Genomic DNA, 25373 nt, shown 5'->3' on the forward strand with positions numbered 1-25373 from the left:
TTAAATTGTCCTCAAAATGTTTTTTCTTAATTTAATACTATTTAAAGTAAATTTTGAATTTTCTAAGTGGTGTAAATTATCATTTTTGAAATAAAGCGAGTGATACCTCGTATCCCTCTTGCTAACATTGTTGTTGAATTATGTCTATCACCTAAGTCTAATTCAGCTTATAGTGCACTAGACGCTGCTCTTGCTGACCTACGTTCTGGCAAAACAGGTGAGATCCCAGATCACCTAAAGGATGCTCACTATCAAGGAGCTGCTGCACTTGGGAGAGGTGTCAACTATTTATATCCACATGACTATGAAAATAGCTGGGTCAAGCAACAATATCTACCAGACAAAATTAAAAATAAGAAATATTATGTTCCTAAATTAACAAGTAAGTTTGAGCAAGCATTAGCTCAAGTGTATGAAAAACTAACTAAATTAAGTAGATAAAGGGTCTCATCCATTGATGAGACCCCTTTAAATTATGCTGCTACATCTCTTTTATTAAACACAAACCATGTGAGTGCATTAAATACAACAAAATAGATAAGTAGCATGATGATTGAAAATGTCATCGTCATCCCTTCTATTAAAGGCATTCCTTCTAAATAAAGAGATAAATCTGTGTTTGCAAATAGAATGTATTTCGCCCAGTCATACTTCATAGCGATGACGCCTGTTGCACTTACACCAGCAAACATTAAGAAGATCGCTAGCCCAATTGATAGCGCGCTACTTCTAAAAACAGTCGAAATCATGAAAGCAAATGTTGACATCATGATCAAATTGATAGAACTTAGACCATATTGACCAAGAACATGAACAAGCATCGCCCTTTCTCTCACTTCCCCATCAATGACCGTTAAATATGGTTGCCCAATTCCATTAAATCCAAACAAAATGCTCCCAACAAGTAATGAAGCCACTAGTAAGATAATTAAGCAAAGTAAGGCAAACAGAATCGTTGATAAATATTTCGATAACAAGATTTTCGACCTACTAACAGGTCTAATTAATAACAGCTTAATCGTTCCCCAAGAAAATTCTGATGCAACACTGCTAGCACCAACTATGATTGTAAACAAAGTGATAAGTGAAATCACAAAAGAAGTATCAATAGTAAAACTCCACACAGATTGATTTACTGGTTGCATATCATGTTCAATTCTATATTCATTGATTAAGATCGTTCGTTCAAGCATCTCAACAATTTGTTCTCCCATATATCCCTCTTGGATATCACGTTCAATTTGTTCGTTTTCTTGTTGTAGGCTAGCTTTCCATTCCTGCTCACTCACTGATTGATTATTATCTATTCTTGCAATGACCCCGAACAAAATCACAGCAACTACCAGAATTGACATCATTATCCAGGTTGATGCTTTTCGATAAATTTTCATATTCTCATTTAATATTAAATTAAACAATTTGATTCCCTCCTGTCACTTCTAAGAATCGATCCTCAAGACTCTTTGAAATCTGCTTTATTCCATAAAGTTTCACACCATTTTCAACTAAAAATTCAGCAATGACTGGAATCATCTCTAATTCTATTGTTGCAAGAAGTATACTATTTTGAATCTCGAACTGAAGGTCCGGGAAATTTGATTGTAGTTTATGTAAAGTCTCTTCTATTTGATCAATCGTAAATTCAACCTTTAATGTCACTGTATCATTGACAAAGTTTGAAACAGTCTCAACTCCTACTAATTCTCCATGTTGAATAATTCCAATTCGATCACACATCATTTCCATTTCAGACAATAAGTGACTTGATACGATGACTGATAATCCTTCTTCTCTCGCAAGCTTGCGCAAGTAATCGCGAATTTCCCTTATGCCAGCTGGATCTAGACCATTTGTTGGTTCATCTAAAATGAGCACTGATGGACGATGAAGTAGCGCTTGTGCAATTCCTAATCTTTGCCTCATTCCAAGTGAATAAGTCTTGACCTTGTCCTTAATCACTTTTTGTAAGCCTACTAATTCAATAACTTCATTGATTCTCTCTTTGTCTACTCCAGCAACCATTCTTGCATAATGAACTAGGTTTTGGTAACCCGTCAAAAATTTGTACATTTCTGGGTTTTCAACAATTCCACCTATATGCTTAATTGCTTCTTCAAAATCCTTAGTGATATCGTTTCCTTTCACAAGAATCTGACCTGAAGAAATTTTCATTAATCCAACAAGCATTCGTATTGTAGTTGTTTTCCCCGCACCATTTGGCCCTAAAAATCCAAAGACCTCACCAGGATATAAATCAAATGTAATCCCTTTAATGATGTTCTTTTTTCCAATTTGTTTTTTCACATCTCTTAACTGCAGAACTGCCTCCATTATTTTCCTCCTCATTTTTTATTACATTAATATATGATACTACGAACTAGCTAGTAAAAGGTTCCAAAAATAGACAAATTAAGTTTTTTTTACAAAAGATTTATAAAACTATTAAAATGTATAAAATTGTTTAATCCTGGCCATGATAGAAATAGATACATAACGAAAAAGATGAAGTAGGGAGTGTTAAATAGATGAAAGTTAGACAAGATGCTTGGTCACATGAGGATGATTTATTACTTGCTGAGACCGTTCTTCGTTATATTCGTGAAGGTGGGACACAATTAGGTGCATTTGAAGAAGTAGGTGATCACCTTAACCGAACATCTGCTGCATGTGGATTCCGCTGGAATGCTGAAGTAAGAAAAAATTATGAGCAAGCGATTGCTATAGCGAAAAGACAGCGAAAAGAAAGAAAAAGAGCATTAGAGCGAATGAACAAAACGACAGCAGGTGAGACACCTGTTACTACTTACAGTGAACCAGTTACTACCCCAAGCTTCATGGGTGAAACACGTCATGAATTGGTTCAAGAGGAACGTCAACAACAGGTTGAGGAATTTTCTACTGAACTATTACCAGTAAACCAAGTACCGACACGTTCGATTGAATCTATTACGCTCGAAGATTGTATTTCCTTTCTATCAAATCTAAAGAATCAGGATCGACAATCTTACATTTTAAAAATGGAAAATGATCAATTACAGAGAGAAAACGATGATTTAAGGTCTAAGAATAATCAATTAGAAAAAAGAATCGAAAAACTCACTCAAGAACAGACAACCATTCAAGAAGATTATCAAGCACTTGTGCAAATTATGGATCGTGCTCGCCGAATGGTCATGTTTGAAGATAATGAAGACCGTAATACTCCAACATTCAGAATGGATCAAAACGGAAATCTTGAACAAGTAGCTAAATAAAAAAAAAGGCTTTTCAAGTTTATTCTTGAAAGCCTTTTTTTTGAGGGCTATTTTCCGTCACTTACTCGACTAATTTTAACGTCCTTTAATAAGTCACTAACCACTCTACTTGCCATAATTAAGCCAGCAACAGACGGTACGAACGCATTAGAAGATGGTGGCATCTTTGCTTTTCTAATTTTCGCTTGATCATTTGCGATTTCTTTTCGAATTTCTTCCCTTATAACAATTGGACTCTCATCAGAGAATACGACATTAATTCCCTTATGAATTCCTTCCTTGCGCAGTCGAGTACGAATGACCTTTGCAATAGGATCTGTATGTGTTTTTGAAATATCTGCGATTTGAAATCTTGTTGGATCCATTTTGTTTGCTGCTCCCATACTTGAAATAACAGGGATATTTCTTTTTAGACACTCTTTCATTAGATGGATCTTATAAGAAATCGTATCAGACGCATCGACGACATAATCAAGTCCATAATCAAAAAACTGTTCATACGTTTCTTCTGTATAGAACATTTTTAAAGCAATGACCTCACACTCTGGGTTAATGTCCGCGATTCGATTCTTCATTACTTCAACTTTCTGCTGTCCAACAGTTGAAAGAAGGGCAATGATTTGTCGATTTACATTTGTAATATCAACATCATCTTTATCAACTAGAATTAATCTACCTACTCCAGAACGAGCTAATGCTTCAGCAGCAAATGAACCTACACCGCCTATCCCAAGCACTGCCACTGTGCTATTTTTCATTGTATCTAACCCTTGCTTCCCAATCGCCAATTCATTTCTTGAAAACTGGTGTAACATGCTATCCACTCCATTACCGATAATTCTACTTCATCAGCGGGACACATCCTGTCCCACTTTTGGTGCCTGGCACCACCCGAATATGACTATATCATACTTCCCGAAAATTTCATAAGTCGTTCATTAACTTTATCTGAATACTTTGTATTTGAACATATAAAAACCCTGCTGAGTCACACTGTTCAGTCAGGGATAATTATTCTGATATAACAAATCACAAAAGTCCCAATCGTGCCGTCGATGCCTTCGTTTTGAACCCGCATCGCGCAGGTGGGTGCCCTGTTTCAGGTTTCGCACGTCCTCTAATCAAAGCGATAAGGCATGTACTTAATATGAAAACTCCGGGCTCCCGTATAACTTATTGTTCGGTCAAAACAATAGGTTATACGACGAACACCTCAGGACTTTTATGATCTTAACTTATGTCAAAATAATAACATATAAAAATCGCCTTTTCAAGATAACTCAATGGTTAAAATTCCTCTATTTTTCAACATTTAGTGACAAATACAGATCATTTAATTGAGCATCACTTACCTCACCTGGAGCCTCTGTTAGTAAGTCACTTGCACTTGCTGTTTTCGGAAAGGCAATCGTGTCACGAAGATTCGTTCTACCAGCTAGTAACATGACCATTCGGTCTAGTCCAAGAGCAATACCGCCATGTGGAGGAGTACCATATTCAAATGCTTCAAGTAGGAAGCCAAATTGTTCTCTTGCTTCTTCTTCACTAAAGCCTAATATCTTAAACATCTTTTCTTGAATGTCACGTTCGAATATACGTAATGAACCTCCACCAAGCTCATACCCATTTAATACAAGGTCATAGGCTTGTGCTCTTACTTTGCCAGGTTCAGAATCTAGTAATTCAAGATCTTCTCTTGCAGGCATTGTGAACGGATGATGTGCAGCGAAATAACGCCCTTCGCCTTCGTCATACTCTAGTAATGGCCAATCAGTTACCCATAAGAAGTTAAATTTACTCTCATCTATTAATTTTAACTCTTTCCCTAATTTCAATCGAAGTGCACCTAATGCATCAGCCACAACTGATTTCTTATCTGCAACAAACAGGAATAAATCTCCCGCTGTCCCGTCAAGAAGCTGTAACAGTGATTGTTGCTCTTCTTCACTAAAGAATTTAGCAATAGGACCTTTTAATTCTTGCTCCTCTGCCTTTAACCACGCCAAGCCTTTTGCTCCATACACCTTGACAAATTCAGTTAATGCGTCGATGTCTTTTCGAGAATACTGATCAGCAGCCCCTTTGACATTAATCGCCTTCACTTGGCCATCGCTTTGAACAGCCCCACTAAATACTTTAAAGCCACTATCCTTCACTAATTCAGACAAATCAACAAGCTCCATCTCAAAGCGAGTATCTGGCTTATCAGAACCATAACGATTCATCGCATCTGTATAAGTCAATCTTGGGAAAGGAGTTTCAACTGCTATGCCCTTGACCTCATTCATTACCTTAGACATCATTGCTTCCATCATCGAAATGATATCCTCTTGACTCATAAATGATGTCTCAATATCAATTTGAGTAAATTCTGGTTGACGGTCTGCACGTAAATCCTCATCTCTGAAGCAACGAGCAATTTGATAATACTTATCAAATCCACCGACCATCAATAATTGTTTAAACAACTGTGGAGATTGTGGTAATGCATAGAACTCACCTGGATGCACACGACTTGGTACTAAATAGTCACGTGCACCTTCAGGTGTACTCTTTGTTAGAATTGGTGTTTCTATATCTAAGAATCCTTCAGTATCCAAGAAGTTACGAATTGTTTTCGTAACATCATGACGCATTTTAAATGTGTCATACATCGATTGACGTCTCAAATCTAAATAACGATACTTTAATCGAACATCTTCAGAAACCTCTGTTTTATCATTAATGCTAAAAGGCGGTGTTTTTGCAGCATTTAAAATGACAATCTGCTCTGCTTTGACCTCAATTTTTCCAGTTGCAATGTTCTCATTAATTGTTCCTTCTTCACGTGCAACAACTGTACCTTCTATATCGACAACATACTCATTTCGAATCTCTTCAGCAATCGCCAATGCTTCACTAGAAACCTCAGGGTTAAAAACAACCTGTACAATTCCTGTTCTATCACGTAAATCAATGAAAATAAGTCCGCCAAGGTCACGTCGTTTTTGAACCCAGCCTTTTAATTTCACTTTCGTACCTGTTGCTTCAACAGGTACCTCACCACAATAATATGTTCGACCGTACATGATATCCACCTCTACCTTAATTTTTCTTTGATATATGCGATAAATTCAGTAAGTAATACTTCTTCCTGGTTTCCAGAATCCATATCCTTTACGTTAATCACATTTCGTTCTAATTCATCATCACCAATTACACCTACAAGCTTAGCTCCTAAGCGATCTGCTGCTTTAAACTGTGCTTTGACTTTTCGATTTAAATAATCTTTTTCAGCACTAACCTCATTTTTTCTTAACTGGTGAACAAGAGTTGCTGCTTTTGCAGATGCATTATCACCTAGTCCAACAACATAACAGTCAATTGTTTCTTCTAGTGGCAATTCGATTTCTTCTGCTTTAAGTGCTGATAAAAGTCTCTCAATACTTAATGCAAAACCAATCCCAGGAGTATCTGGACCACCGATGTCCTCTACAAGGCCATTATATCTACCACCACCACAAAGTGTTGTAATTGCGCCAAAGCCCTCAGCATTACTCATAATCTCAAATGCTGTGTGATTGTAATAATCTAATCCTCTAACAAGTCCAGAATCGATTTCAAAGTCGATACCAAATTCAGTTAAATAGCTTTGGACTTTTTCAAAGTAGACCTTCGACTCTTCATTTAAATATTCCAGAATGGAAGGAGCAGATTTCATTAATTCATGGTCGCGATCCTTTTTGCAATCAAGAATCCTCATTGGATTCTTGTCTAGCCTTGATTTACAATCTCCACAAAACTCATCAATTCTAGGTTCAAAGTGCTTAATTAGTGCGTCACGGTGAGCAGTTCTACTATCCTTATCACCTAAACTATTGATGACAAGCTTTAATTTCTTTAAGCCAAGTGATTGATATACTTCCATCGCTAGAGCAATTACTTCTGCATCTATGGCTGGATCCATGCTTCCAAGTGCCTCTACCCCAAATTGAACAAATTGACGAAAACGACCAGCTTGTGGGCGTTCATAACGAAACATTGGTCCAATATAATAAAGCTTGGTTGGTTGTGATGGATTTCCAAATAACTTTTGTTCAACAAATGAACGGACTACTGCAGCCGTTCCTTCTGGTCGTAATGTCAGGCTTCTATCTCCACGGTCAGTAAATGTGTACATTTCTTTTTGAACGATATCTGTTGTATCCCCTACACTTCGTAAAAATAAATCCGTATGTTCGAAGATCGGTGTTCGTATTTCTTTATAATTAAAACGTCTACACACGTCTCTAGCGACTTTCTCAATGTATTGCCATTTTTCCACTTCACCTGGCAGAATATCTTGTGTTCCTCTCGGTATATTAATTGACATCCGTGTTTCCTCCTAATTGCTTGCATTAAACTTATAAAAGTATGTAAAGATAAGACTGTTTTCGTATATATTGTTGTTTTCAACGCAGTAGCCTTAATATACTCCACGTCCGGCGGGGTCTATTAAGACTGCTAGAAACTTCATTTGAAAACAGCCAAAAATAAAAAAACTCCCATCCCTACATTTACATGTAGGGACGAGAGTTTGAATTCCCGTGGTGCCACCCTAGTTGAGATATCAAAAATAAATATCTCCACTCAATCAGTTAACGCCTGATACGTTCATCTCCTACTAAAGAACAGCTCTTTTTCAGAGTGAAACCTAAGAGGTGTTCTTTCATTAAGTCATCATGTAGAAATGCTCTCAGCCTGCGGCATTTCCTCTCTAACCATGTGTCATCCTAACTACTATTCCTCATCATTGGTTCAAATATTAATATTTCTATTTTCATATGTATAATTTTATATTATCATACGTATGAACGAACTACTTGTCAAGAGCAACTCACCCAATTTAATTAAACATTCCATTTATGAACGATCTAATTGTTTTTTTAATTTCCTAACATCATTCACTGAGATGCCAAATTCTGATGCTAACTCGACATAAGTAGCTTCTTGTTCTTTCTTTACAAAATGATGGAGATCGACTCCAAATAACCCATTAGTTGCTTGATGTGAATGCTGTCCTTTTTCACTAAATCTCATAGAATTGACCCGCTCCTTTTTAATATTGACTGTTTTCTTATATATTATCGCAACCTGAATCCACTCCGCGTCCTGTGGGGTGAGCACTGAGCCTCCTCGTCGCACACTCCTGCGGGGTCTCACTTTGCTCCCGCATCCCATGGGAGTCTACGTTGTATTCAGACTGCTAGGGAAGCTCATCTCAAGTAATTCTTGGCTACTAACAATGAGAAAACAGCATTTAAATGATTAACTTATTAATTAGCTTGCCCCTTTTCTTAGATTTATTTTCAATTTTAACAAGGATTTTTCACATTGCTAACGAACTAATGTAAAGGAACAGACTATACACCAAAGGAGGATTCTAATTGCTACAACATTTAGTAAAAATCGTACTCTGCTTCACACTACTAATTGCTATCACACCACTTTATGATTCCAATAATGTAGCAAGTGCCGCAGAATCAACTGCCACAATAAATACCCAAATCTTAAATGTCAGGGGAGGCCCTGGTTTATCATATAAGGTTATTAAACAGGTGAAAATGGGTGAAAAATTTTCGATTATTGAAACAAAAGGTGATTGGTACAAGGTTAAATTATCTAACAGCCAAGACGGATGGGTTGCATCCTGGCTTGTTAAAGCAAATACTGTAAGTAAACAAGCAACAAGTTCATCAGTTACTTCAACTGCTAATGGACTCCGAATTAGAACAGGACCTGGAACAAGCTTTCAAGTTGTAGGTTCAATCGATAAAGGACAACAGGCAGCACTCATTGAAAAAAATGAAAACTGGACCAAAATCAACTATAAAAATACCCAAGGGTGGGTTTCATCTCAGTACATAACAGGAGGAGCTACTAGTTCGTCTTCACCCTCGGGAAATACTAGTACATCAACCAAAACTGGAAAGATCACAGCAAATAGTTTAAATGTGAGAAGTCAAGCTAGTCAAACAGCTAGCGTCCTTGGAAAATTAAACACTGGAGATACCGTTCCAGTTACAAATACAACTGGCAATTGGGTAGGAATTGAATACAAGAACAAAAAAGCATTTGTTCATAAGGATTATATTACGATCCAAACCAACAATTCTTCGAATCAAACAACAACTTCACAAAAAGGGACTGGGGTTGTTACTGCATCTTCCCTTAATGTAAGGAATAGTAATTCATTAAGCGGATCTATTGTTGCGAGTCTAAAAAAAGGTAATTCTGTAACAATCGTTTCAGAATCAAACGATTGGTTAGAGATACAGCTTTCTAACGGAAATAAAGGATGGGTTGCGAGCTGGTATATAGAACGCAAAGTAAGCCCAACAACTCCTTCTACAGGAAGTTCGACTGAACAAGGAAATTCAGTTAAGATCCTTTCAAATGGGACAAACATTAGATCTGGTGCTTCTACAACTACGAATGTAATTGCAAGGGCAAATGAAGGAGATACATATAAAATCGTTAGTACCGAAGGCGACTGGTACAAAATCGAAATCTCAAACGGAAAAACAGGCTATATCGCTGGATGGATTGTTCAAGTATTAGGAGGAAATGTACAAGCTATTCAAAAGCCTGGAGTAAATCAATATTTAAAAAACAAAACCATCATCTTAGACCCAGGACATGGGGGTAGAGATAGTGGAGCTGTTGGCTCAAGAGGCACACTGGAAAAGAATCTAACATTACGAACAGCAAAATTAGTCCATGATAAGCTCTCAGCAGCTGGCGCTAATGTGATTTTATCTAGAAGCAGTGATACATATGTAAGCTTAGCATCAAGGGTTAGTATTTCTCATTACCGCAATGCAGATGCATTTGTAAGTATTCATTTTGACAGTATCAATGATAGTAGTGTCAGAGGAATTACCTCCTACTATTACAAGAATATTGATCTGCCAGTAGCTACTGCCCTTCAAACAGAATTGATTAAATATACAGGTCTGAAGGATCGTGGACATCGAAGCGGAAATTATCAAGTGCTCAGATCTAATCGACAACCAAGCGTATTGCTAGAACTAGGATTTTTAAGTAATGTTTCTGAAGAACTGACCGTAAATTCTAGTAGCTATCAAGAGAATGTTTCAAATGGAATCTATTACGGACTAGCACAATATTTCAAGTCAAAATAAAGAGAGGCTGATTTTCAGCCTCTCTTTATTTGCTTTCAATTATTAACGTGACAGGTCCAACATTTGTGAATTGCACATCCATCATACTACCAAATTCCCCAGTTTCAACAGTTACGCCTTTTGATCTAAGCTCTTGATTAAAGCCTTCGTATAGCTCATTGGCATACTCAGGTGGGGCTGCCTCCATAAAGTTTGGGCGTCTCCCCTTACGACAATCACCATATAACGTAAATTGTGAAACAGAAAGTATCTCCCCACCAATATCCAGGAGAGATAGATTCATTTTTCCAGTCTCATCTTCAAAAATTCGAAGATTGACAATCTTATCAGCTACATACTTCACATCATCAATGGTATCCGTATGTGTAATCCCTACTAATAGCATTAAGCCATTTGAGATTTGACCGATTGTTCGATCACCTACTGTGACGCTTGCTTTTCTTGCTCGTTGAACAACAACCCTCATACTCTCATTCCCCTTTAACTCATCACACGTCGAACGGAATAGATATCTGGTATTTGTTTAATTCGTTCAACTACTTTTTGTAAATGACTAATATTTTGAATTGAAATGGCCATATTGATCGTTGCCATTTTGTTACGATCTGACTTTCCAGATACAGAAGAAATGTTCGTCTTCGCTTCGTTTACTGCTTGTAATACTTCATTTAGAAGGCCTCTGCGATCATATCCATTGATTTCTATCTCAACATTGTACTCTCTACGGTCATTCGCGCTACTCTCCCACTCAACAGGGATTAGACGTTGCTTAGCATCCGATGTATGGACATTCGGACAATCACTACGATGAACTGAGACTCCTCTACCCTTTGTGATAAATCCTACGATATCATCACCAGGTACTGGATTACAGCATTTCGATAATCTGATTAATAGGTTATCAATTCCTTGTACTTGAACACCAGATTCACGCTTCTTGCTTGTCCCAAATTGTTTAAGTTCAGAAACAGCTTCTGTCACATTCTTATCCTGTTCTTGATCGCGCTTTTTACGCCACTTCTCAGTTAAGCGAGTAGCAATTTGGGCAGCTGTGATTCCATTATAGCCAACTGCAGCATACATATCTTCTTCATTGGAAAAATTGAATTTTTCAGCGACTCGTTTTAGATTTTCAGGTGTTAGAACCTCTTTTACATCAAATTCAAGATTCTTAACCTCTTTTTCAACAAGCTCTTTCCCTTTTTCAAGGTTCTCTTCACGACGCTGCTTCTTAAAGAACTGTCGAATCTTATTTTTCGCTTGAGATGTTTGTGCGAGCTTTAACCAATCCTGACTAGGTCCATAAGAGTGCTTTGAAGTTAAAATCTCAATAATGTCACCTGTTTTTAATTGATAGTCTAAGGTGACCATTTTACCATTAATCTTTGCACCAATCGTCTTATTCCCAATTTCGGAATGAATGCGATATGCAAAATCAATTGGGACAGAGCCTGAAGGCAATTCTATGACATCACCCTTTGGTGTGAAAATAAACACCATATCAGAAAATAAATCAATTTTCAAAGATTCCATAAATTCTTCGGCATCACTTGCATCATTTTGCCATTCTAGAATTTCACGGAACCATGAAAGCTTATCTTCAAATGAAGATGATTCGTCAACTGTTTTTCCTTCTTTGTAAGCCCAATGTGCAGCGATTCCAAACTCAGCAATTTGATGCATTTCTGTTGTTCTAATTTGAACTTCAAGTGGGTCACCAGTTGGACCAATTACTGTCGTATGAAGTGATTGATACATATTTGGCTTTGGCATAGCAATATAATCTTTGAAACGTCCTGGCATCGGCTTCCAGCATGTGTGGATAATTCCTAATACCGCATAACAATCTTTAATGCTTCCTACAATAATACGAACAGCTAATAAATCATAGATTTCATTAAATTGTTTATTTTGTAGGACCATTTTACGATAGATACTGTAAATATGCTTCGGACGACCATTAATTTCAGCCCTAATAGAGACCTCGCCTACGCGCGATTTCACTTCATTAATGACATCAGCCAAATATTGTTCGCGTTCAGCACGTTTTTTCTTCATTAAATTCACTATACGATAATATTGTTGAGGATTTAAATAACGTAGAGCCGTATCTTCAAGCTCCCATTTGATGGTAGAAATCCCTAATCGATGAGCCAGTGGAGCAAATATTTCAAGAGTTTCATTTGAAATTCTACGTTGCTTTTCTTGAGGTAAATGCTTAAGAGTTCTCATATTATGCAAGCGATCGGCTAGCTTAATCAAAATCACTCGGATATCCTGGGCCATGGCAACAAACATTTTTCGGTGATTTTCTGCTTGTTGTTCCTCTTGAGATTTATATTTAATCTTCCCAAGCTTTGTTACACCATCAACAAGCATTGCAACTTCTTCGTTAAACGCTTCCTTCATTTGAATGAGCGTTACATCTGTATCCTCTACTACGTCATGCAAAAAACCTGCCGCAATCGTAGATGGATCCATTTCCAAATCCACAAGTATTCCTGCGACCTGGATTGGGTGAATAATATAAGGCTCACCTGATTTTCGGTATTGTTCACGGTGAGCGTCTTCTGCAAACTTATACGCTTTTTCAACAAACTCTATATCCTTATCAGGCAAATACGTCTTTGCCTTCTCAATGACCTGCTCAGCAGTCAATACCTGTTCATTTGCCATGAAATCACCTTTTTGTATAAAACTTAGTATAAAATTAAAATAATTATTGTTTCTATTATCATGAAAATACCCGAATATGTAAAGGGAAATTGACTGAAAAATTCTTCCTTCTCTATTATTTCGAAGATTGATGATAAATAGACGTCATTTAAAAGTGATAAATTCGAAAAAGAGCACTCATTTCGAGCGCCCATTATCTCTATTTTTTAATATTGCATTAATGTTAATACATCATATCCATCTAATTTACTTCTACCATCAAGGTAAGTAAGTTCAATGATAAATGCAATTCCTGCAACAATTCCGCCTAGTTCCTCTACTAATTTGATCGTCGCTTCAATTGTACCACCAGTAGCCAATAAATCATCTGTAATTAATACACGTTGACCAGGCTTAATCGCATCCTTATGAAGAGTTAAAATATCTTTTCCATACTCAAGACCATATTGTTGTTTGATTACCTCACGTGGTAATTTCCCTTCCTTACGTACAGGAGCAAATCCAACACCGTGAGAATACGCAACTGGACATCCAATGATAAAGCCTCTAGCTTCTGGTCCTACCACAAGGTCGATGTCTCTTTCTCTTGCATATTTAACAATTTGGTCTGTCGCATATTTATATGCTTCTCCATCATTCATTAAAGGAGTAATATCCTTAAATAGAATCCCTTCCTTTGGGTAATCTGGTACAATTGTGACATAATTCTTTAGATCCATTTACTTCATTGCCTCCTCAAATTTAAGCGAACCATTATTAATAGAATCAAACCATTGCTTTAATTGCTGATAAGATGAATACAAAAATTTATTTTCTATTTCAATTTGTTGTTGTTTTAATTGGTATGTTTTCGATTCAGTCAAATCTCGTTTCTTGCCTTGATTTGATAATGTGATGATTCCCTTGTCTATCTTAACAAATTCTAATTCAAAAAACACCTCTAAGATGAAATCAATCGTTTCTTTCGACCAACCTTTATGTTTGGCGAGGTCTAAACCATATCGATTCATATCAAATGTTCCACGTTTAGCTAAAAATCCATACAACCATTTGAAGTGCTCTCTTGTTGGGATCGTACTAAAGAAATGATTCCCATTGCTACTAAAAAGTGTATAAATTCTACTTGGTAAGACAGGCTCTAACAATGTCCTTAACACTGTCTCATCCCGTGGTAAATCTAATAGACAGATAAATAAATCTTCACAAGTAAAATCGCGAGCCTGTTCAAGATCATTTATCACTATTATTTCATCTTTATAGTCATGATACACAGAACTTGAGAAGATTTCCTCACTAAATGCAATTAACCTTCGTTTTTCCTTAGATACTTTAAGTATCGTATCCTTCACTTTATTATTCCCACGCATATCAAATAGCTGCCAATGTGAAATAGCTAAATCATGTAACATGATTTGTGGTTTTCGGAAATTATTCCATTCATTAATAGAGAGCTCACCAATGACTGATATTTGGGCCCCAGGAGATACATGATCATATGCTTCACCAAGGCCAAAACCAATACTATCAAGAGCAAATCCATTCTCTTCAAACGTCATTTTCAAATGATTTTGGTCAGAACCTATCTTTCTAATTCCCTGAATGGAAACATCCTTTATCCTTACTCTTGGTTTTGGATTATTCATTCCAAATGGAGCTAGTAGATTCATCTCTGCAATTGTTTCAATTGAAATATCTGAAAGCTGACAATCGACATCAATTTTTGTCACAGGGATAAAATCCTGCTCTGTTAATTGCTCGTTAGCAAGTTCATTTAATCGATCTCGTAATTCATCAACATTCTCAAGCGCGAGTGTCATACCTGCAGCCATAGGATGTCCCCCAAAATGAGGAAGGATGTCCCTACATAAAGATAGATTTTCATAAAGATTAAAGCCCTCTATACTTCTAGCAGAGCCTTTAGCTGTTCCTTTTTCCGTGTCAATGCTAAGGACAATCGTTGGACGATAAAAGCGATCTACAAGTCTTGATGCAACAATCCCAACAACACCTGCATTCCAGCCTTCTTTAGCAATCACTAAAACACCATTTTCAGCCGGTGGAAAATGCGTTTCCACTTCCTCAATGGCTGCCTTTGTCATCTCATTGACAAGCTGCTGACGTTGTTTATTATATGCATCCACTTCTTCAGCCAATTCTCTAGCTTCTTCAAGATCCGTTGTCATCAATAAATGTACAGCAGGGTCTGCTGAGTCCAATCGACCTACTGCATTAATTCTCGGGCCAATGGCAAAGCCAATCGTCTCTTCATTCACATCACTTTGTTCCGTTCCACATACTTTAAGAAGAGCCTTAATACCTGGTCGATTCGATTTACCTAATGCGATGATACCCTTCTTAGCTAATAATCTATTTTCCCCATGTAACGGTACAAGATCTGCTATTGTTCCGATAGCTGCTATTTCTAGCAATTCTTCTGGAACTCTCCCTAGCAACGCATGTGCTACTTTAAAAGCAACACCCACTCCAGCAAGTTCTTTAAATGGATAAGAGCATGTAGGTTTCTTTGGATGAATAATAGAGAATGCATTCGGTAATTCTGGTCCTGGTTCATGATGATCTGTAATGATCAGATCCATCCCTAGATCCTTAGCTACCTGTGCTTCATGAAGAGCAGATATCCCAGTATCAACCGTAATAATTAATCCATATCCACTGTTATAGGCCCAGCGGAAGGCCGCCTCATTCGGTCCGTATCCTTCTGTGAAGCGATTTGGAATATAAAAATCAACATCAGCTCCACACTCTCTCAATGCCGTTAATAAGACTGTTGTACTACTTACACCATCAGCGTCATAATCCCCAAAAATAAGGATTTTTTCTTGTTTTTTAATTGCATTTTGGATTCTTTCTATTGTTATATCCATTTCATCTAATAAAAATGGATCATGAAAATCGGAGTTCTCAATAAATAAAAAATCTCGTGCATCATCAACCGTTTTTATGCCACGGTTTACGAGCAACGATGCAACAAGAGGTGCAATATTTAATTCAGATGATAGTTCCTTCACAATTTCTTCTTCAACACGATTTACGTCCCAACGTGTTTTCGACTTTAACATTCGCTCACCCCTCAACCATCCTATTATACAAAAGGTCGGGAGGGGTTTCAATTGAATCAGTTTATTTCCAGCATTACTCTAGTGATCAGCTTGATCGTTTTTTTCGATTTCCTCAGATTCTTGTATACTATTTATACCCTCATCTTTAAGTAGCTGATTTTCTTTTTCTAGTTGTTTAACCCTTCTTAACAACCGATAATAGCGAAATAATCCCACTGAGGCAACAATCATACCTCCCATTAGGACTGAGGTTAAAATCACTAAGATCAATGGCCAATTGGCTGTTCCAAATAAATAATTCACTTCCACAGAATCCACATTAATGACTGCAAATACCGCAACGATAAGAGCGAATAAGAACGCTAATATCAAACTCCATTGTCCCTTCACAGTTAATCAACTCCTTGACTACTATCATCATCTTCTTCCGAGTAGGGATTAATATGAATAAATACGTCATGTACGTTATCAACCTGTAATAGCTTTTCCTTGACCCTTTTTCCGATCTTATGCCCTTGTTCAACAGTGATATAAGGATCAACAGAGATCTTTAAATCAACGATTACATAATGACCGTGTTCTCTTGCATGTAATGCATTTATTTTTTTCACTTCTGGAAATGTTAACACTGCTTTTCTCATTTCCTCTGTATCTTCCTCATGTAACACATGATCTAATGTCGTATGTATCGACTCTTTCCCGAGCTTATAAGCTGTTCTTAAGATGAGAATGGATACAAAAAGTCCTGCCACTGGATCCCCATAAACAAGCCATGGTGCCCCTATTTGTTCTCCAAAAATAGCTCCTACAATCCCAATGAGGGCGGCGATAGACGAATAGACGTCTGAGCGATGCTCGTAGGCATTGACAATAACTGCATCACTATTAATCCTTTTTCCTAGCTTAAATTTATATCTAAACATCGCTTCTTTTACAACAATTGATAACACAACTGCGTAAATGGCAAAAGCTTTCGGTGCTTCTATCGGTTGAAAAAAGGATTCAATTGATGACTTTCCAATTTCGATTCCAACTAAAAAGAGCAAAACAGCGACAATAATTGCAGCAATCGATTCTGCTTTTCCATGACCATATGGATGGTCACGATCTGGTGGCTGCTTCGCAGCACGGACCCCGATGTAGACTGCAAATGAACCTGCAACATCAGAAGCAGAGTGAACCGCGTCTGCCACTAGCGCTTTACTTCCTGACATCACTCCGACTACATACTTAATAATGGCTAACACAATATTACCTACTACGCCAAGCATGGCGGCAAATTCCGCTTGTTTAAAACGATCTTTTTCCACTTACAACCTTCCTTCCCTGTTAAAAAGAGTTCCCTTTTTAGAACACTTTTATAGCACGCTTTTTCATCTCTTTTCATCCCATCTGATTATTGTAACCAAAAATAGCATGCAGAAACAACGATCGATAAAATCTTCTTCCATGGAAAAAACCGTGGTTAATACCACGGTTAGGAGATAATCTTACACTTCTGGCTCTACTTCTGTCTCATCTGATTTTCTTAGTTGACCTTTTCCTAGCTGCTTACTTTTCCATACTAGCCATATTTGCGAAGCAATGAATAATGACGAGTAAGTTCCAGAAATAAGACCCATCAATAATGCAAAGGAGAAGTTACGAATAGATTCACTTCCAAAAATCAACAATGCTACAACCGTAATTACAACGGTTAACACAGTATAAATGGATCGTGTAAATGTTTGTCTTAGTCCTTTATTGACGATTTCAGCAAGGTCATCAAATGTTTTGACTTTCTTCTTTTTGTATAATTCACGAATACGGTCAAAGGTGACAATTGTATCATTAATCGAATACCCCACTATCGTTAATACAGCAGCAATAAAGGTGATATCGACCTCAAATCGGAAGATGCTAAACATAATAATAATAAAGAATGCATCATGTAATAATGCAACAATTGCTGAAACAGCCATTGCCATTTCAAATCTAATCGTTACATAAATGATAATTCCTACAGCTGCAATGAGCACTGAAATAAAGGCATTTCGCGCAAGTTCTTTTCCAACTGTCGGTGATACGGTACTTATACTCGGCTCAGTACCATACAACTCAGTAAAATGCTCTTTCACTTCTGCAATTTGTTGTTGTGAAAGTACACCCACTAATCTGGCTACACCAATTTCCTTATTGTTTCCAGAAAGGATTACTTCACTTGGTTCTATGTCTAGCTTCTCAAGCTCATCTCTAACTTCACTGCTTGTTAAAGGCTGATTAGCAAGCACTTCAATTCTAGTCCCGCTATCAAAATCAATGCCAAGGTTGAGCTTTAAAGTTAATAATAACCCTACACCAACTACACCTAGAATGGCAGAAAACAGGAAGAATTTCTTACGATGTTTAACAAAGTCGACCTTATCAAATCTTGTTGGGACTTCTGTGTCATCATCAACATCTGCAATATTGGCTACTTCTGATTTCTTCACTCCAAATAAGCCTAAGCGCTTGTCTGTGAAGCGGCTATTAACAATAAGACCAAGCAATAAGCGAGTACCGTATACTGCAGTGATAAAACTCACAAGGATACTAATAATTAGCATCGTCGCAAACCCTTTTACAGAGCTTGTCCCAAACATAAATAATACAGCAGCTGCTAACAAAGTTGTTATATTTGCATCCAAAATAGTCGATAAAGAACGTCTATTTCCTGATCTGAATGCTGACATCGCTGTCTTTCCTAGCTTCAGTTCTTCTTTTATTCGTTCATAAGTAATGATGTTGGCATCTACTGCCATTCCGACCCCGAGGATCAATGCGGCAATCCCTGGTAACGTTAATACACCATTCATCCAATCAAAGACGAGTAATATTAAGTAAATATAGACACTTAGTGTAACAACAGCTATTGCTCCTGGTAATCGATATGAGAAAAGCATAAACAAAAATACGATTAGGATCCCAATGATACCAGCAAACACCGTTTTATCAAGTGCTTGTTCACCGAATTTTGCTCCAACAGATGTTGAATACATCTCTTCAAGCTCCACTGGGAGTGAGCCTGCATTTAGAAGTGCAGCTAGCTCTTGCGCTTCCTTAATTGTGAAGTTCCCTTGAATTTGTACATCTGTTTCATTAAGAATATTACTTACAGCTGGTGCTGATAAATATTTTGGATTTGGTTTTGCTGCTTCTGCTTGGAAGGAGTCAACCCCTTCCTCAAAATCCAACCAAACAACAAGTAGGTTTTCACCTGCACCCATATTCAACACTTGCTCTGTTACAGATCTGAATTTGTCTGCACTTTTTAACTTAATTCCAACGGCTGGTCGATTTTCTCCATCAAAGCTTTGAGATGATCCACCTTCTACAAGATCTGTTCCATCTAATAGAACCTGATCATTCACATCACGAAAAGTTAATTTCGCTTCAGTTGATAGTATTTCTCTTGCTTTATTTTGATCAGTTACACCAGCTAATTGAACGCGAATCCGATCATCGCCTTCAATTTGAATATTTGGTTCACTTACGCCTAGTACATTCACACGTTTTTCTAGTGCATTGACAGTACTAACTAGTGCCTTTCTATCAATGACATCTCCCTTATTTGCAGGTTTGACCTCATATAGTATTTCAAAGCCACCTTGTAGATCTAGACCTAGCTTGATATTGTTTAAGATATTATTCGTCGTCAATCCCATTGTTGCTGCTAGTAGTAACACAACAAGGAAAAACGCAATGATGCGTCCTCTTTTAACCATTACGATGTAGTGCCTCCTTTAAATATGTAAGAAACAAATGATTCCAGTTTTCGTCAATACTACCATTATGAAACAACCGTTTTACCGTGTCAATCAATGACAGGGTAAGAATCAATTATAATAGTTTGCTAAGCTCTTCTTGTCCCTGATTACTGAACCAGTCTGGTGATTTAAAGGCCTCGACAGTTGCATAGTTCATGTATTCACCAATCTTAACTGATAAGATATCATTTACAATTTGATACAAGAGCTTTGTTTCGCGTTCTCTTTTCCATTTCTTCTTACATAGGTACTGCCATAGCTCCTCTTCTGTTACAGAATCATATCCATAAAGGATGAACTCTTCTAATTTACTTTTTAACGCAGGTTTCACATCATTTCTATATTGATCAAATCCATTTTCCATGGAACTAGCCCCCGTATTCTTTAATTAAAATATTGATATAGATAATAGACCTAAGCTTACTAGAATAGCTGCAACAATGATCCCGATTGAAATTGATAAGAAAGCATATCGAAATGGAATAGCAAAAATAGACGCGGCTACGCAAGCTGACCACGCCCCTGTTGTTGGTAATGGGACAGCAGTAAATAAGATTAGGCCTAGCGCACCGTATTTTTGGACATTGCCACTTTTATTCATTGTTCGATTGTATAACCAATCATACATCTTCTTATACCATTGAAATCTCATTAATAGAGAGCTAATTGGTCTAAAAAGTAACAACAAGGGGATTACAGGTAGAATGTTGCCTATCACACTAATAACAGCCGAATAGACTAAATCAAATTCATAGTATAAATAGGCTAACGGTAGCCCTCCACGCAGCTCAAGAATAGGCATAGCAGAAATAACCATCACTACAAGCTCTGGCGGTAGAAAATCCAAATTCTTTACTAAAAAATCTCTTAAGCTTTCCTTCACTACTTCACCTCTTTTGAACCTTTCCCAATTTTATTCGCATTTTTATGGTTTCAGGATAATACTTGTCATGCTTGGCCCCCTATAATGCATATAGTTAATTGTAAATGATAACACCTTTTTTGAGAAGGTAGGGAATTGAATGTCGAAACAATCATTTTTACAAGGGACACTGATTTTAATTATAGCGGGACTTATTACAAGAGTCTTGGGTTTTATTAATCGAATTGTTGTTGCGAGGCTAATCGGTGAAGAGGGTGTAGGACTTTATATGATGGCAGTTCCCACCTTTGTACTTACTATTACCTTGACTCAAATTGGTCTACCAGTTGCCATTTCGAAATTAATTGCAGAAGCGGAGGCCAAAGGTGATCGTGCCAAAATCAAAAAAATCCTCGTTGTTTCATTATCAATTACAGGAACACTTAGTTTAATTTTCACACCTGGAATGATTCTTTTAGCACCGATTTTATCTGAAACTGTGTTTACAGATGCTAGGGTGTATTATCCGTTATTAGCGATTTCTCCGGTTGTACCCATTATTGCGTTATCATCGGTTTTACGTGGATACTTCCAAGGTCGGCAAAATATGCGACCAGCTGCCATTTCTCAAGTAATTGAACAAGCCGTTAGAATAACACTAGTTGCTGTATGTACGAAAGCATTTCTACCATATGGAATTGAATATGCGGCTGCTGGAGCAATGATATCAGCCGTGATAGGAGAGCTTGTTTCCCTCTTCTACATGGTTTGGATGTTTAAAACAAAAAAACGAATCAAAGTTCGGTCAAACTTTTTCAAAGCAGTTAAATCTGGCAAATCTACATTCAACGATTTAATGAGAATTGCCATACCAACCACAGGTAGTCGTCTTGTTGGTTCACTTTCTTGGTTCTTTGAGCCAATTGTTGTTGCCCAAAGCTTGGCACTTGCTGGCGTGGTTACTCATCTAGCAACAAGACAATATGGAGAGCTTACTGGATTTGCCATGCCATTATTATTCTTACCTTCTTTTATCACAGCTGCATTATCGACCTCACTTGTTCCAGCAATAAGTGAAGCAGCGGCTAAGAAGCAATCATTGTTAATTGAATATCGACTGAAGCAGGCTCTCCGCTTATCACTTGTTTCTGGAGGACTAGCAGTTGTTGTATTATATGTTTTTGCAGATCCAATTATGGAATTGATGTATGGATCTAGTAACGCAGCTATATTCGTAAAGGTGATGGCACCATTTTTTATTTTTCATTACTTCCAAGGACCATTACAAGCAACTCTTCAAGCCCTTGATTTAGCTAGAGCAGCAATGATTAATAGCATCATTGGCGCTGTTGTTAAAACAGCACTTATCTTCATTCTAGCTTCTCAACCCGCTCTTGGAATTATGGGTGCTGCCTTAGCAATTATGATTGGAATGGTGCTAGTTACATTACTCCATTTCTCTACGATTGTTAAAGTAATTTCTTATAGCTTCTATGTAAGAGATTATATAAAAAGCTTCATAACGATGGTCGGTTCAGGCATTGTCGGGCATTACACGTATTTCTCACTTACTAATGAAATGACTCTAGCTTCAAGAACAATTATTGCTCTAGCTGCATGTACAATCGTTTATTGTCTGTTATTAATTGTTTTTAACTTAATAAAAAAGGAAGAAATGATCAGAATCCCATTCATCGGTCGTCCATTAGCTGTGTTTCTTCCTCAAAATAAAAACAAGTAACCTGTTGAAATGGTTACTTGTTTTATTTTTCATCCTTTAAATCAATAAAAAAAGTTCCATTTGCATAACTGCAAAAAGAGATTTGTTTTAAATCCTGATATCCTAGCTTACGAAGCTGTTGCCTTAGCCAAAGATTTGTTTTATCAATCTTCTTGAGACTATCCTCTTGAATTTTCCCATCTAAAATAAGTGGCCATTCGGTTGATTTATTATTTTTTTCTAATACCGACAGCTTCCCAGAAGGTTCTAAGATGGCAAATTCAACATCTGATACACTCTTTACATTTTTATCACGTAATTGAATTAATAAGTCATCAAAATTATATCTCTGTTTCCTCATGGCTTCTTCATCAATTTTCCCCTTATTGATAATGAGTGAGGGCTTTCCATCCATTAACTCTCTAAATTTTTGGCTCTTTAGAGAGACAAAGGCAAGGGTGATTTGGATCGTCATTAATAATACCATTGGAAGAACAGTATGGAGGAGAGGTGAATCTGTTGATTCAATAGCTTGAACTGCCATTTCAGCAATCATAATAAATACCACCAAATCAAGGATGCTAAGTTCACCGATTTCTCGTTTACCCATTAACCGAAAGATAATAACAATTAATACATACAAGAATAGTGTTCGAGCGACAATCGCGAGATAATCTTCCAATCGAATGCACCCCTTACGTTATAATCACAAACCATTCCTACTTTAGTTTCCACATAAGTTGTGAAAACATAATCAGAAGGATTTTCCAGTTCTATTTATTTTTGGACATGAATATGCTCGTACTAGGACAGTTCTGTTGTCTATAGACTCATTTTTCCGGGAGGAGGATAAAAAATGAAGAAAATTGGATTAGCTACAGTGTACGGGGTTGCAGCGGTTTTTATCATTATATTAGTAGCAAGTGTCATTTTTTCACTCTTACTAAGATTCACTTCGCTTCAAGAAGGCTCATTGACTTGGTTAATACTTGCAATCTCATTTTTAGCGTTATTTATTGGTGGATTTGTTTCTGGTGGAAAAGGAAAGGAAAAGGGTTGGTTAATGGGAGGAGCTACTGGACTTTTATTTAGCTTAATCGTTTTTCTTTTTCAGTATTTGGGACATGATGCGGTTTTCTCAACAGAGCAAAGCGTCTACCATATCGGATTCCTAGCAACGGCAATGATTGGTGGGATCTTTGGAGTTAACATGACAACTCCTTCCCGCACGATGTAATTAGGATAAAGGGTAGTTCCATTTAGGAAACTACCCTTTTTCTTTGATTATGTTAGTCGTTTTTCACATCACGAATTGCTTGACGATCGTATGTAAGACGAGTACTATCACCAGCTTTAATGATAACCTTATCTTCATCAATACCATCAACGATTCCATGCATACCACCAATCGTCACGACCTTATCGCCTTTTTTAAGATCTGATTGCATTTGTGCAACAGCCTTTTGACGTTTTTGTTGTGGACGAATTAATAGGAAGTAAAAAATCGCAAACATTAAGATTAATGGACCAACTGTTCCTAAGATACCTTCCATTTATGTTTCACTCCTTTCATGTTGAATTTGACTTTCAACTTTCACCCTATACAAAATGAATAGTCAAAAACGAATGATAACGGAATTTACGTATAACTGAATTTGACTAACGTTAGCTCCACTACCGTCACAAGTTAGAAGTTTTTCGCATTTGGTTTATTAAAACCATATTGCTCAAAAAACTCTTCACGGAAGTCACCAAGACGGTCCTCCATAATTGCTTGTCTAACCTGTTCCATTAATTTTAACAGAAAATGAAGATTATGATAAGTAGTAAGTCTTATTCCAAATGTTTCTTCACATTTTATTAAGTGACGGATATAGGCTCTGCTATAATTTTTACACGTATAGCAATCACAATTCGGATCAATTGGACCATAATCTTCTGCGTACTTGGCATTTTTCACAACAAGGCGACCCTCGCTTGTCATAAGTGTACCATTTCGTGCAATTCGAGTTGGTAGCACACAGTCAAACATATCTATTCCACGAATCGCTCCATCAATTAATGAGTCTGGTGAACCTACACCCATTAAATATCTTGGTTTATTCGATGGCATAAGCGGTGTCGTAAATTCAAGCACTCGGTTCATAACATCCTTTGGCTCTCCTACAGATAAGCCACCAACAGCATAACCAGGGAAATCCATCGCTACTAAGTCTCTTGCACTCTGCTTACGAAGCTCTTCATATTCTCCACCTTGAATAATTCCGAATAACCCTTGATCATGTGGTCGTTGATGCGCCTGTAGACAACGCTCTGCCCATCTACTTGTACGCTCAACAGATTTCTTCATATAATCGTATTCAGCTGGATATGGTGGACATTCATCAAATGCCATCATAATATCTGAACCTAGTGCATTTTGTATTTCCATCGCTTTTTCAGGTGATAAAAATAGCTTATCCCCATTTAAATGATTTCTGAAATGAACGCCTTCTTCTTCAATCTTTCTAAATTCACTTAAAGAGAATACTTGGAAGCCACCTGAATCAGTAAGAATAGCACGATCCCAGTTCATAAATTTGTGTAAGCCACCTGCTTTTTTGATAATTTCGTGGCCTGGTCTTAACCAAAGATGATAAGTATTACTTAAGATGATATTTGAACCCATTTCCTTAAGCTCTTCAGGCGCCATTGTTTTCACTGTTGCCATTGTCCCTACTGGCATAAATGCAGGTGTATCAAATGAACCGTGTGGGGTATGTACCCTTCCTAATCTTGCTCCTGTTTGCTTACATGTCTTAATAAGCTCGTATGTAACTGCTGCTGTCAATTT

The 25373-nt window shown here is 37.2% G+C and carries 22 protein-coding genes, 1 other RNA gene, 1 pseudogene and 1 other annotated feature; of the genes and pseudogenes, 5 read left to right on the forward strand and 19 right to left on the reverse strand.

The features are described 5' to 3' along the window. Window positions 1-108: 108 nt before the first annotated feature. Window positions 109-441, forward strand: a pseudogene (locus tag F7888_RS09945) (AAA family ATPase); the annotation flags it as partial. Between the two features lie 32 nt (window positions 442-473). Here F7888_RS09945 and F7888_RS09950 read toward each other — a convergent pair. Next, entirely contained in the window at window positions 474-1418 is a 945-nt protein-coding gene (locus F7888_RS09950; protein WP_191779030.1) for an ABC transporter permease, read from the reverse strand. After that, a complete protein-coding gene (locus F7888_RS09955; RefSeq protein WP_191779031.1) occupies window positions 1411-2331 on the reverse strand; it encodes an ABC transporter ATP-binding protein in 921 nt (306 codons plus the stop codon). Before F7888_RS09955 ends, F7888_RS09950 begins: the two co-directional genes overlap by 8 nt. A 194-nt stretch (window positions 2332-2525) precedes the next feature. Between F7888_RS09955 and F7888_RS09960 the strand changes: the two genes are divergently transcribed. After that, complete coding sequence (locus F7888_RS09960; protein WP_191779032.1) at window positions 2526-3254, forward strand: RsfA family transcriptional regulator; 729 nt, start codon at window positions 2526-2528, stop codon at window positions 3252-3254. Window positions 3255-3301: 47 nt separating this feature from the next. On the opposite strand, the gene F7888_RS09965 is transcribed toward F7888_RS09960, so the two are convergent. From F7888_RS09965 to F7888_RS09985, 5 genes are all read right to left on the reverse strand, one after another. Then, complete coding sequence (locus F7888_RS09965; RefSeq protein WP_191779033.1) at window positions 3302-4069, reverse strand: tRNA threonylcarbamoyladenosine dehydratase; 768 nt, start codon at window positions 4067-4069, stop codon at window positions 3302-3304. A 218-nt stretch (window positions 4070-4287) separates the two neighbouring features. Continuing rightward, window positions 4288-4477, reverse strand: a non-coding RNA gene (gene ssrS / locus F7888_RS09970) — 6S RNA. Between the two features lie 75 nt (window positions 4478-4552). After that, the gene (gene aspS / locus F7888_RS09975) at window positions 4553-6322 is read right to left on the reverse strand and encodes an aspartate--tRNA ligase (RefSeq protein ID WP_191779034.1); all 1770 of its coding nucleotides are present in this window, start codon (window positions 6320-6322) and stop codon (window positions 4553-4555) included. Window positions 6323-6333: 11 nt separating this feature from the next. Continuing rightward, window positions 6334-7605, reverse strand: a complete 1272-nt coding sequence (gene hisS, locus F7888_RS09980) for a histidine--tRNA ligase (RefSeq protein ID WP_191779035.1) — start codon at window positions 7603-7605, stop codon at window positions 6334-6336. Between the two features lie 189 nt (window positions 7606-7794). Beyond that, window positions 7795-8035, reverse strand: a binding site (T-box leader). A 100-nt stretch (window positions 8036-8135) separates the two neighbouring features. Beyond that, a complete protein-coding gene (locus F7888_RS09985; protein ID WP_191779094.1) occupies window positions 8136-8399 on the reverse strand; it encodes a hypothetical protein in 264 nt (87 codons plus the stop codon). A gap of 260 nt (window positions 8400-8659) precedes the next feature. On the opposite strand from F7888_RS09985, the gene F7888_RS09990 reads away from it, so the two are divergent. Beyond that, the gene (locus F7888_RS09990; protein ID WP_191779036.1) at window positions 8660-10417 is read left to right on the forward strand and encodes an SH3 domain-containing protein; all 1758 of its coding nucleotides are present in this window, start codon (window positions 8660-8662) and stop codon (window positions 10415-10417) included. 25 nt (window positions 10418-10442) lie between these two features. Here F7888_RS09990 and dtd read toward each other — a convergent pair whose 3' ends face one another. The 9 genes from dtd to F7888_RS10035 all read right to left on the reverse strand — a co-directional run bounded on the left by dtd (window position 10443) and on the right by F7888_RS10035 (window position 20841). Next, window positions 10443-10883, reverse strand: coding sequence for a D-aminoacyl-tRNA deacylase (dtd, locus tag F7888_RS09995; RefSeq protein WP_191779037.1), 441 nt, complete (start codon window positions 10881-10883; stop codon window positions 10443-10445). A gap of 14 nt (window positions 10884-10897) precedes the next feature. After that, complete coding sequence (locus F7888_RS10000) at window positions 10898-13093, reverse strand: RelA/SpoT family protein (RefSeq protein WP_191779038.1); 2196 nt, start codon at window positions 13091-13093, stop codon at window positions 10898-10900. Between the two features lie 206 nt (window positions 13094-13299). Further along, entirely contained in the window at window positions 13300-13812 is a 513-nt protein-coding gene (locus F7888_RS10005; RefSeq protein WP_191779039.1) for an adenine phosphoribosyltransferase, read from the reverse strand. Continuing rightward, window positions 13813-16173 carry a single-stranded-DNA-specific exonuclease RecJ gene (recJ, locus tag F7888_RS10010; protein ID WP_191779040.1) on the reverse strand — a complete coding sequence of 787 codons (2361 nt, stop codon included), beginning with the start codon at window positions 16171-16173 and terminating at the stop codon, window positions 13813-13815. It abuts the gene before it with no gap. A 78-nt stretch (window positions 16174-16251) separates the two neighbouring features. Continuing rightward, window positions 16252-16563, reverse strand: coding sequence for a LapA family protein (locus F7888_RS10015; protein WP_191779041.1), 312 nt, complete (start codon window positions 16561-16563; stop codon window positions 16252-16254). Window positions 16564-16565: 2 nt separating this feature from the next. Then, complete coding sequence (locus tag F7888_RS10020; protein ID WP_191779088.1) at window positions 16566-17444, reverse strand: cation diffusion facilitator family transporter; 879 nt, start codon at window positions 17442-17444, stop codon at window positions 16566-16568. Between the two features lie 219 nt (window positions 17445-17663). Further along, a complete protein-coding gene (gene secDF / locus F7888_RS10025) occupies window positions 17664-19916 on the reverse strand; it encodes a protein translocase subunit SecDF (protein ID WP_191779042.1) in 2253 nt (750 codons plus the stop codon). Window positions 19917-20031: 115 nt separating this feature from the next. Then, window positions 20032-20322: a post-transcriptional regulator gene (locus F7888_RS10030; protein ID WP_191779043.1), complete on the reverse strand. Its 291-nt coding sequence runs from the start codon at window positions 20320-20322 to the stop codon at window positions 20032-20034. Between the two features lie 24 nt (window positions 20323-20346). Then, entirely contained in the window at window positions 20347-20841 is a 495-nt protein-coding gene (locus F7888_RS10035) for a COG2426 family protein (protein ID WP_318246258.1), read from the reverse strand. A gap of 139 nt (window positions 20842-20980) precedes the next feature. On the opposite strand from F7888_RS10035, the gene spoVB reads away from it, so the two are divergent. Then, window positions 20981-22561, forward strand: coding sequence for a stage V sporulation protein B (gene spoVB / locus F7888_RS10040; protein ID WP_191779044.1), 1581 nt, complete (start codon window positions 20981-20983; stop codon window positions 22559-22561). A 22-nt stretch (window positions 22562-22583) separates the two neighbouring features. On the opposite strand, the gene F7888_RS10045 is transcribed toward spoVB, so the two are convergent. Next, window positions 22584-23222 (reverse strand): DUF421 domain-containing protein, encoded by a 639-nt coding sequence (locus F7888_RS10045; protein ID WP_191779045.1) that lies wholly within the window; start codon window positions 23220-23222, stop codon window positions 22584-22586. 174 nt (window positions 23223-23396) lie between these two features. Between F7888_RS10045 and F7888_RS10050 the strand changes: the two genes are divergently transcribed. Beyond that, window positions 23397-23777, forward strand: a complete 381-nt coding sequence (locus F7888_RS10050) for a TIGR04086 family membrane protein (protein WP_191779046.1) — start codon at window positions 23397-23399, stop codon at window positions 23775-23777. Window positions 23778-23829: 52 nt separating this feature from the next. Here F7888_RS10050 and yajC read toward each other — a convergent pair whose 3' ends face one another. Both yajC and tgt read right to left on the reverse strand, forming a co-directional pair. Further along, complete coding sequence (yajC, locus tag F7888_RS10055) at window positions 23830-24093, reverse strand: preprotein translocase subunit YajC (RefSeq protein WP_191779047.1); 264 nt, start codon at window positions 24091-24093, stop codon at window positions 23830-23832. A gap of 134 nt (window positions 24094-24227) precedes the next feature. After that, complete coding sequence (gene tgt / locus F7888_RS10060) at window positions 24228-25370, reverse strand: tRNA guanosine(34) transglycosylase Tgt (protein WP_191779048.1); 1143 nt, start codon at window positions 25368-25370, stop codon at window positions 24228-24230. Between the last annotated feature and the right edge of the window lie 3 nt (window positions 25371-25373).

Origin of the sequence: Litchfieldia stipae (genome assembly GCF_014837155.1) — a bacterium.
Classification (GTDB): domain Bacteria; phylum Bacillota; class Bacilli; order Bacillales; family Bacillaceae_L; genus Litchfieldia.

Excerpts from the sequence above, each read along its gene's own strand:
- F7888_RS09955 (WP_191779031.1), bottom strand. The coding sequence starts at position 2,331 with ATGGAGGCAGTTCTGCAGTTAAGAGATGTGAAAAAACAAATTGGAAAA.
- F7888_RS09960 (WP_191779032.1), top strand. The coding sequence starts at position 2,526 with ATGAAAGTTAGACAAGATGCTTGGTCACATGAGGATGATTTATTACTT.
- F7888_RS09965 (WP_191779033.1), bottom strand. The coding sequence starts at position 4,069 with ATGTTACACCAGTTTTCAAGAAATGAATTGGCGATTGGGAAGCAAGGG.
- aspS (WP_191779034.1), bottom strand. The coding sequence starts at position 6,322 with ATGTACGGTCGAACATATTATTGTGGTGAGGTACCTGTTGAAGCAACA.
- hisS (WP_191779035.1), bottom strand. The coding sequence starts at position 7,605 with ATGTCAATTAATATACCGAGAGGAACACAAGATATTCTGCCAGGTGAA.
- dtd (WP_191779037.1), bottom strand. The coding sequence starts at position 10,883 with ATGAGGGTTGTTGTTCAACGAGCAAGAAAAGCAAGCGTCACAGTAGGT.
- F7888_RS10000 (WP_191779038.1), bottom strand. The coding sequence starts at position 13,093 with ATGGCAAATGAACAGGTATTGACTGCTGAGCAGGTCATTGAGAAGGCA.
- F7888_RS10005 (WP_191779039.1), bottom strand. The coding sequence starts at position 13,812 with ATGGATCTAAAGAATTATGTCACAATTGTACCAGATTACCCAAAGGAA.
- recJ (WP_191779040.1), bottom strand. The coding sequence starts at position 16,173 with ATGTTAAAGTCGAAAACACGTTGGGACGTAAATCGTGTTGAAGAAGAA.
- F7888_RS10020 (WP_191779088.1), bottom strand. The coding sequence starts at position 17,444 with ATGCTTGGCGTAGTAGGTAATATTGTGTTAGCCATTATTAAGTATGTA.
- secDF (WP_191779042.1), bottom strand. The coding sequence starts at position 19,916 with ATGGTTAAAAGAGGACGCATCATTGCGTTTTTCCTTGTTGTGTTACTA.
- F7888_RS10030 (WP_191779043.1), bottom strand. The coding sequence starts at position 20,322 with ATGGAAAATGGATTTGATCAATATAGAAATGATGTGAAACCTGCGTTA.
- spoVB (WP_191779044.1), top strand. The coding sequence starts at position 20,981 with ATGTCGAAACAATCATTTTTACAAGGGACACTGATTTTAATTATAGCG.
- F7888_RS10050 (WP_191779046.1), top strand. The coding sequence starts at position 23,397 with ATGAAGAAAATTGGATTAGCTACAGTGTACGGGGTTGCAGCGGTTTTT.
- yajC (WP_191779047.1), bottom strand. The coding sequence starts at position 24,093 with ATGGAAGGTATCTTAGGAACAGTTGGTCCATTAATCTTAATGTTTGCG.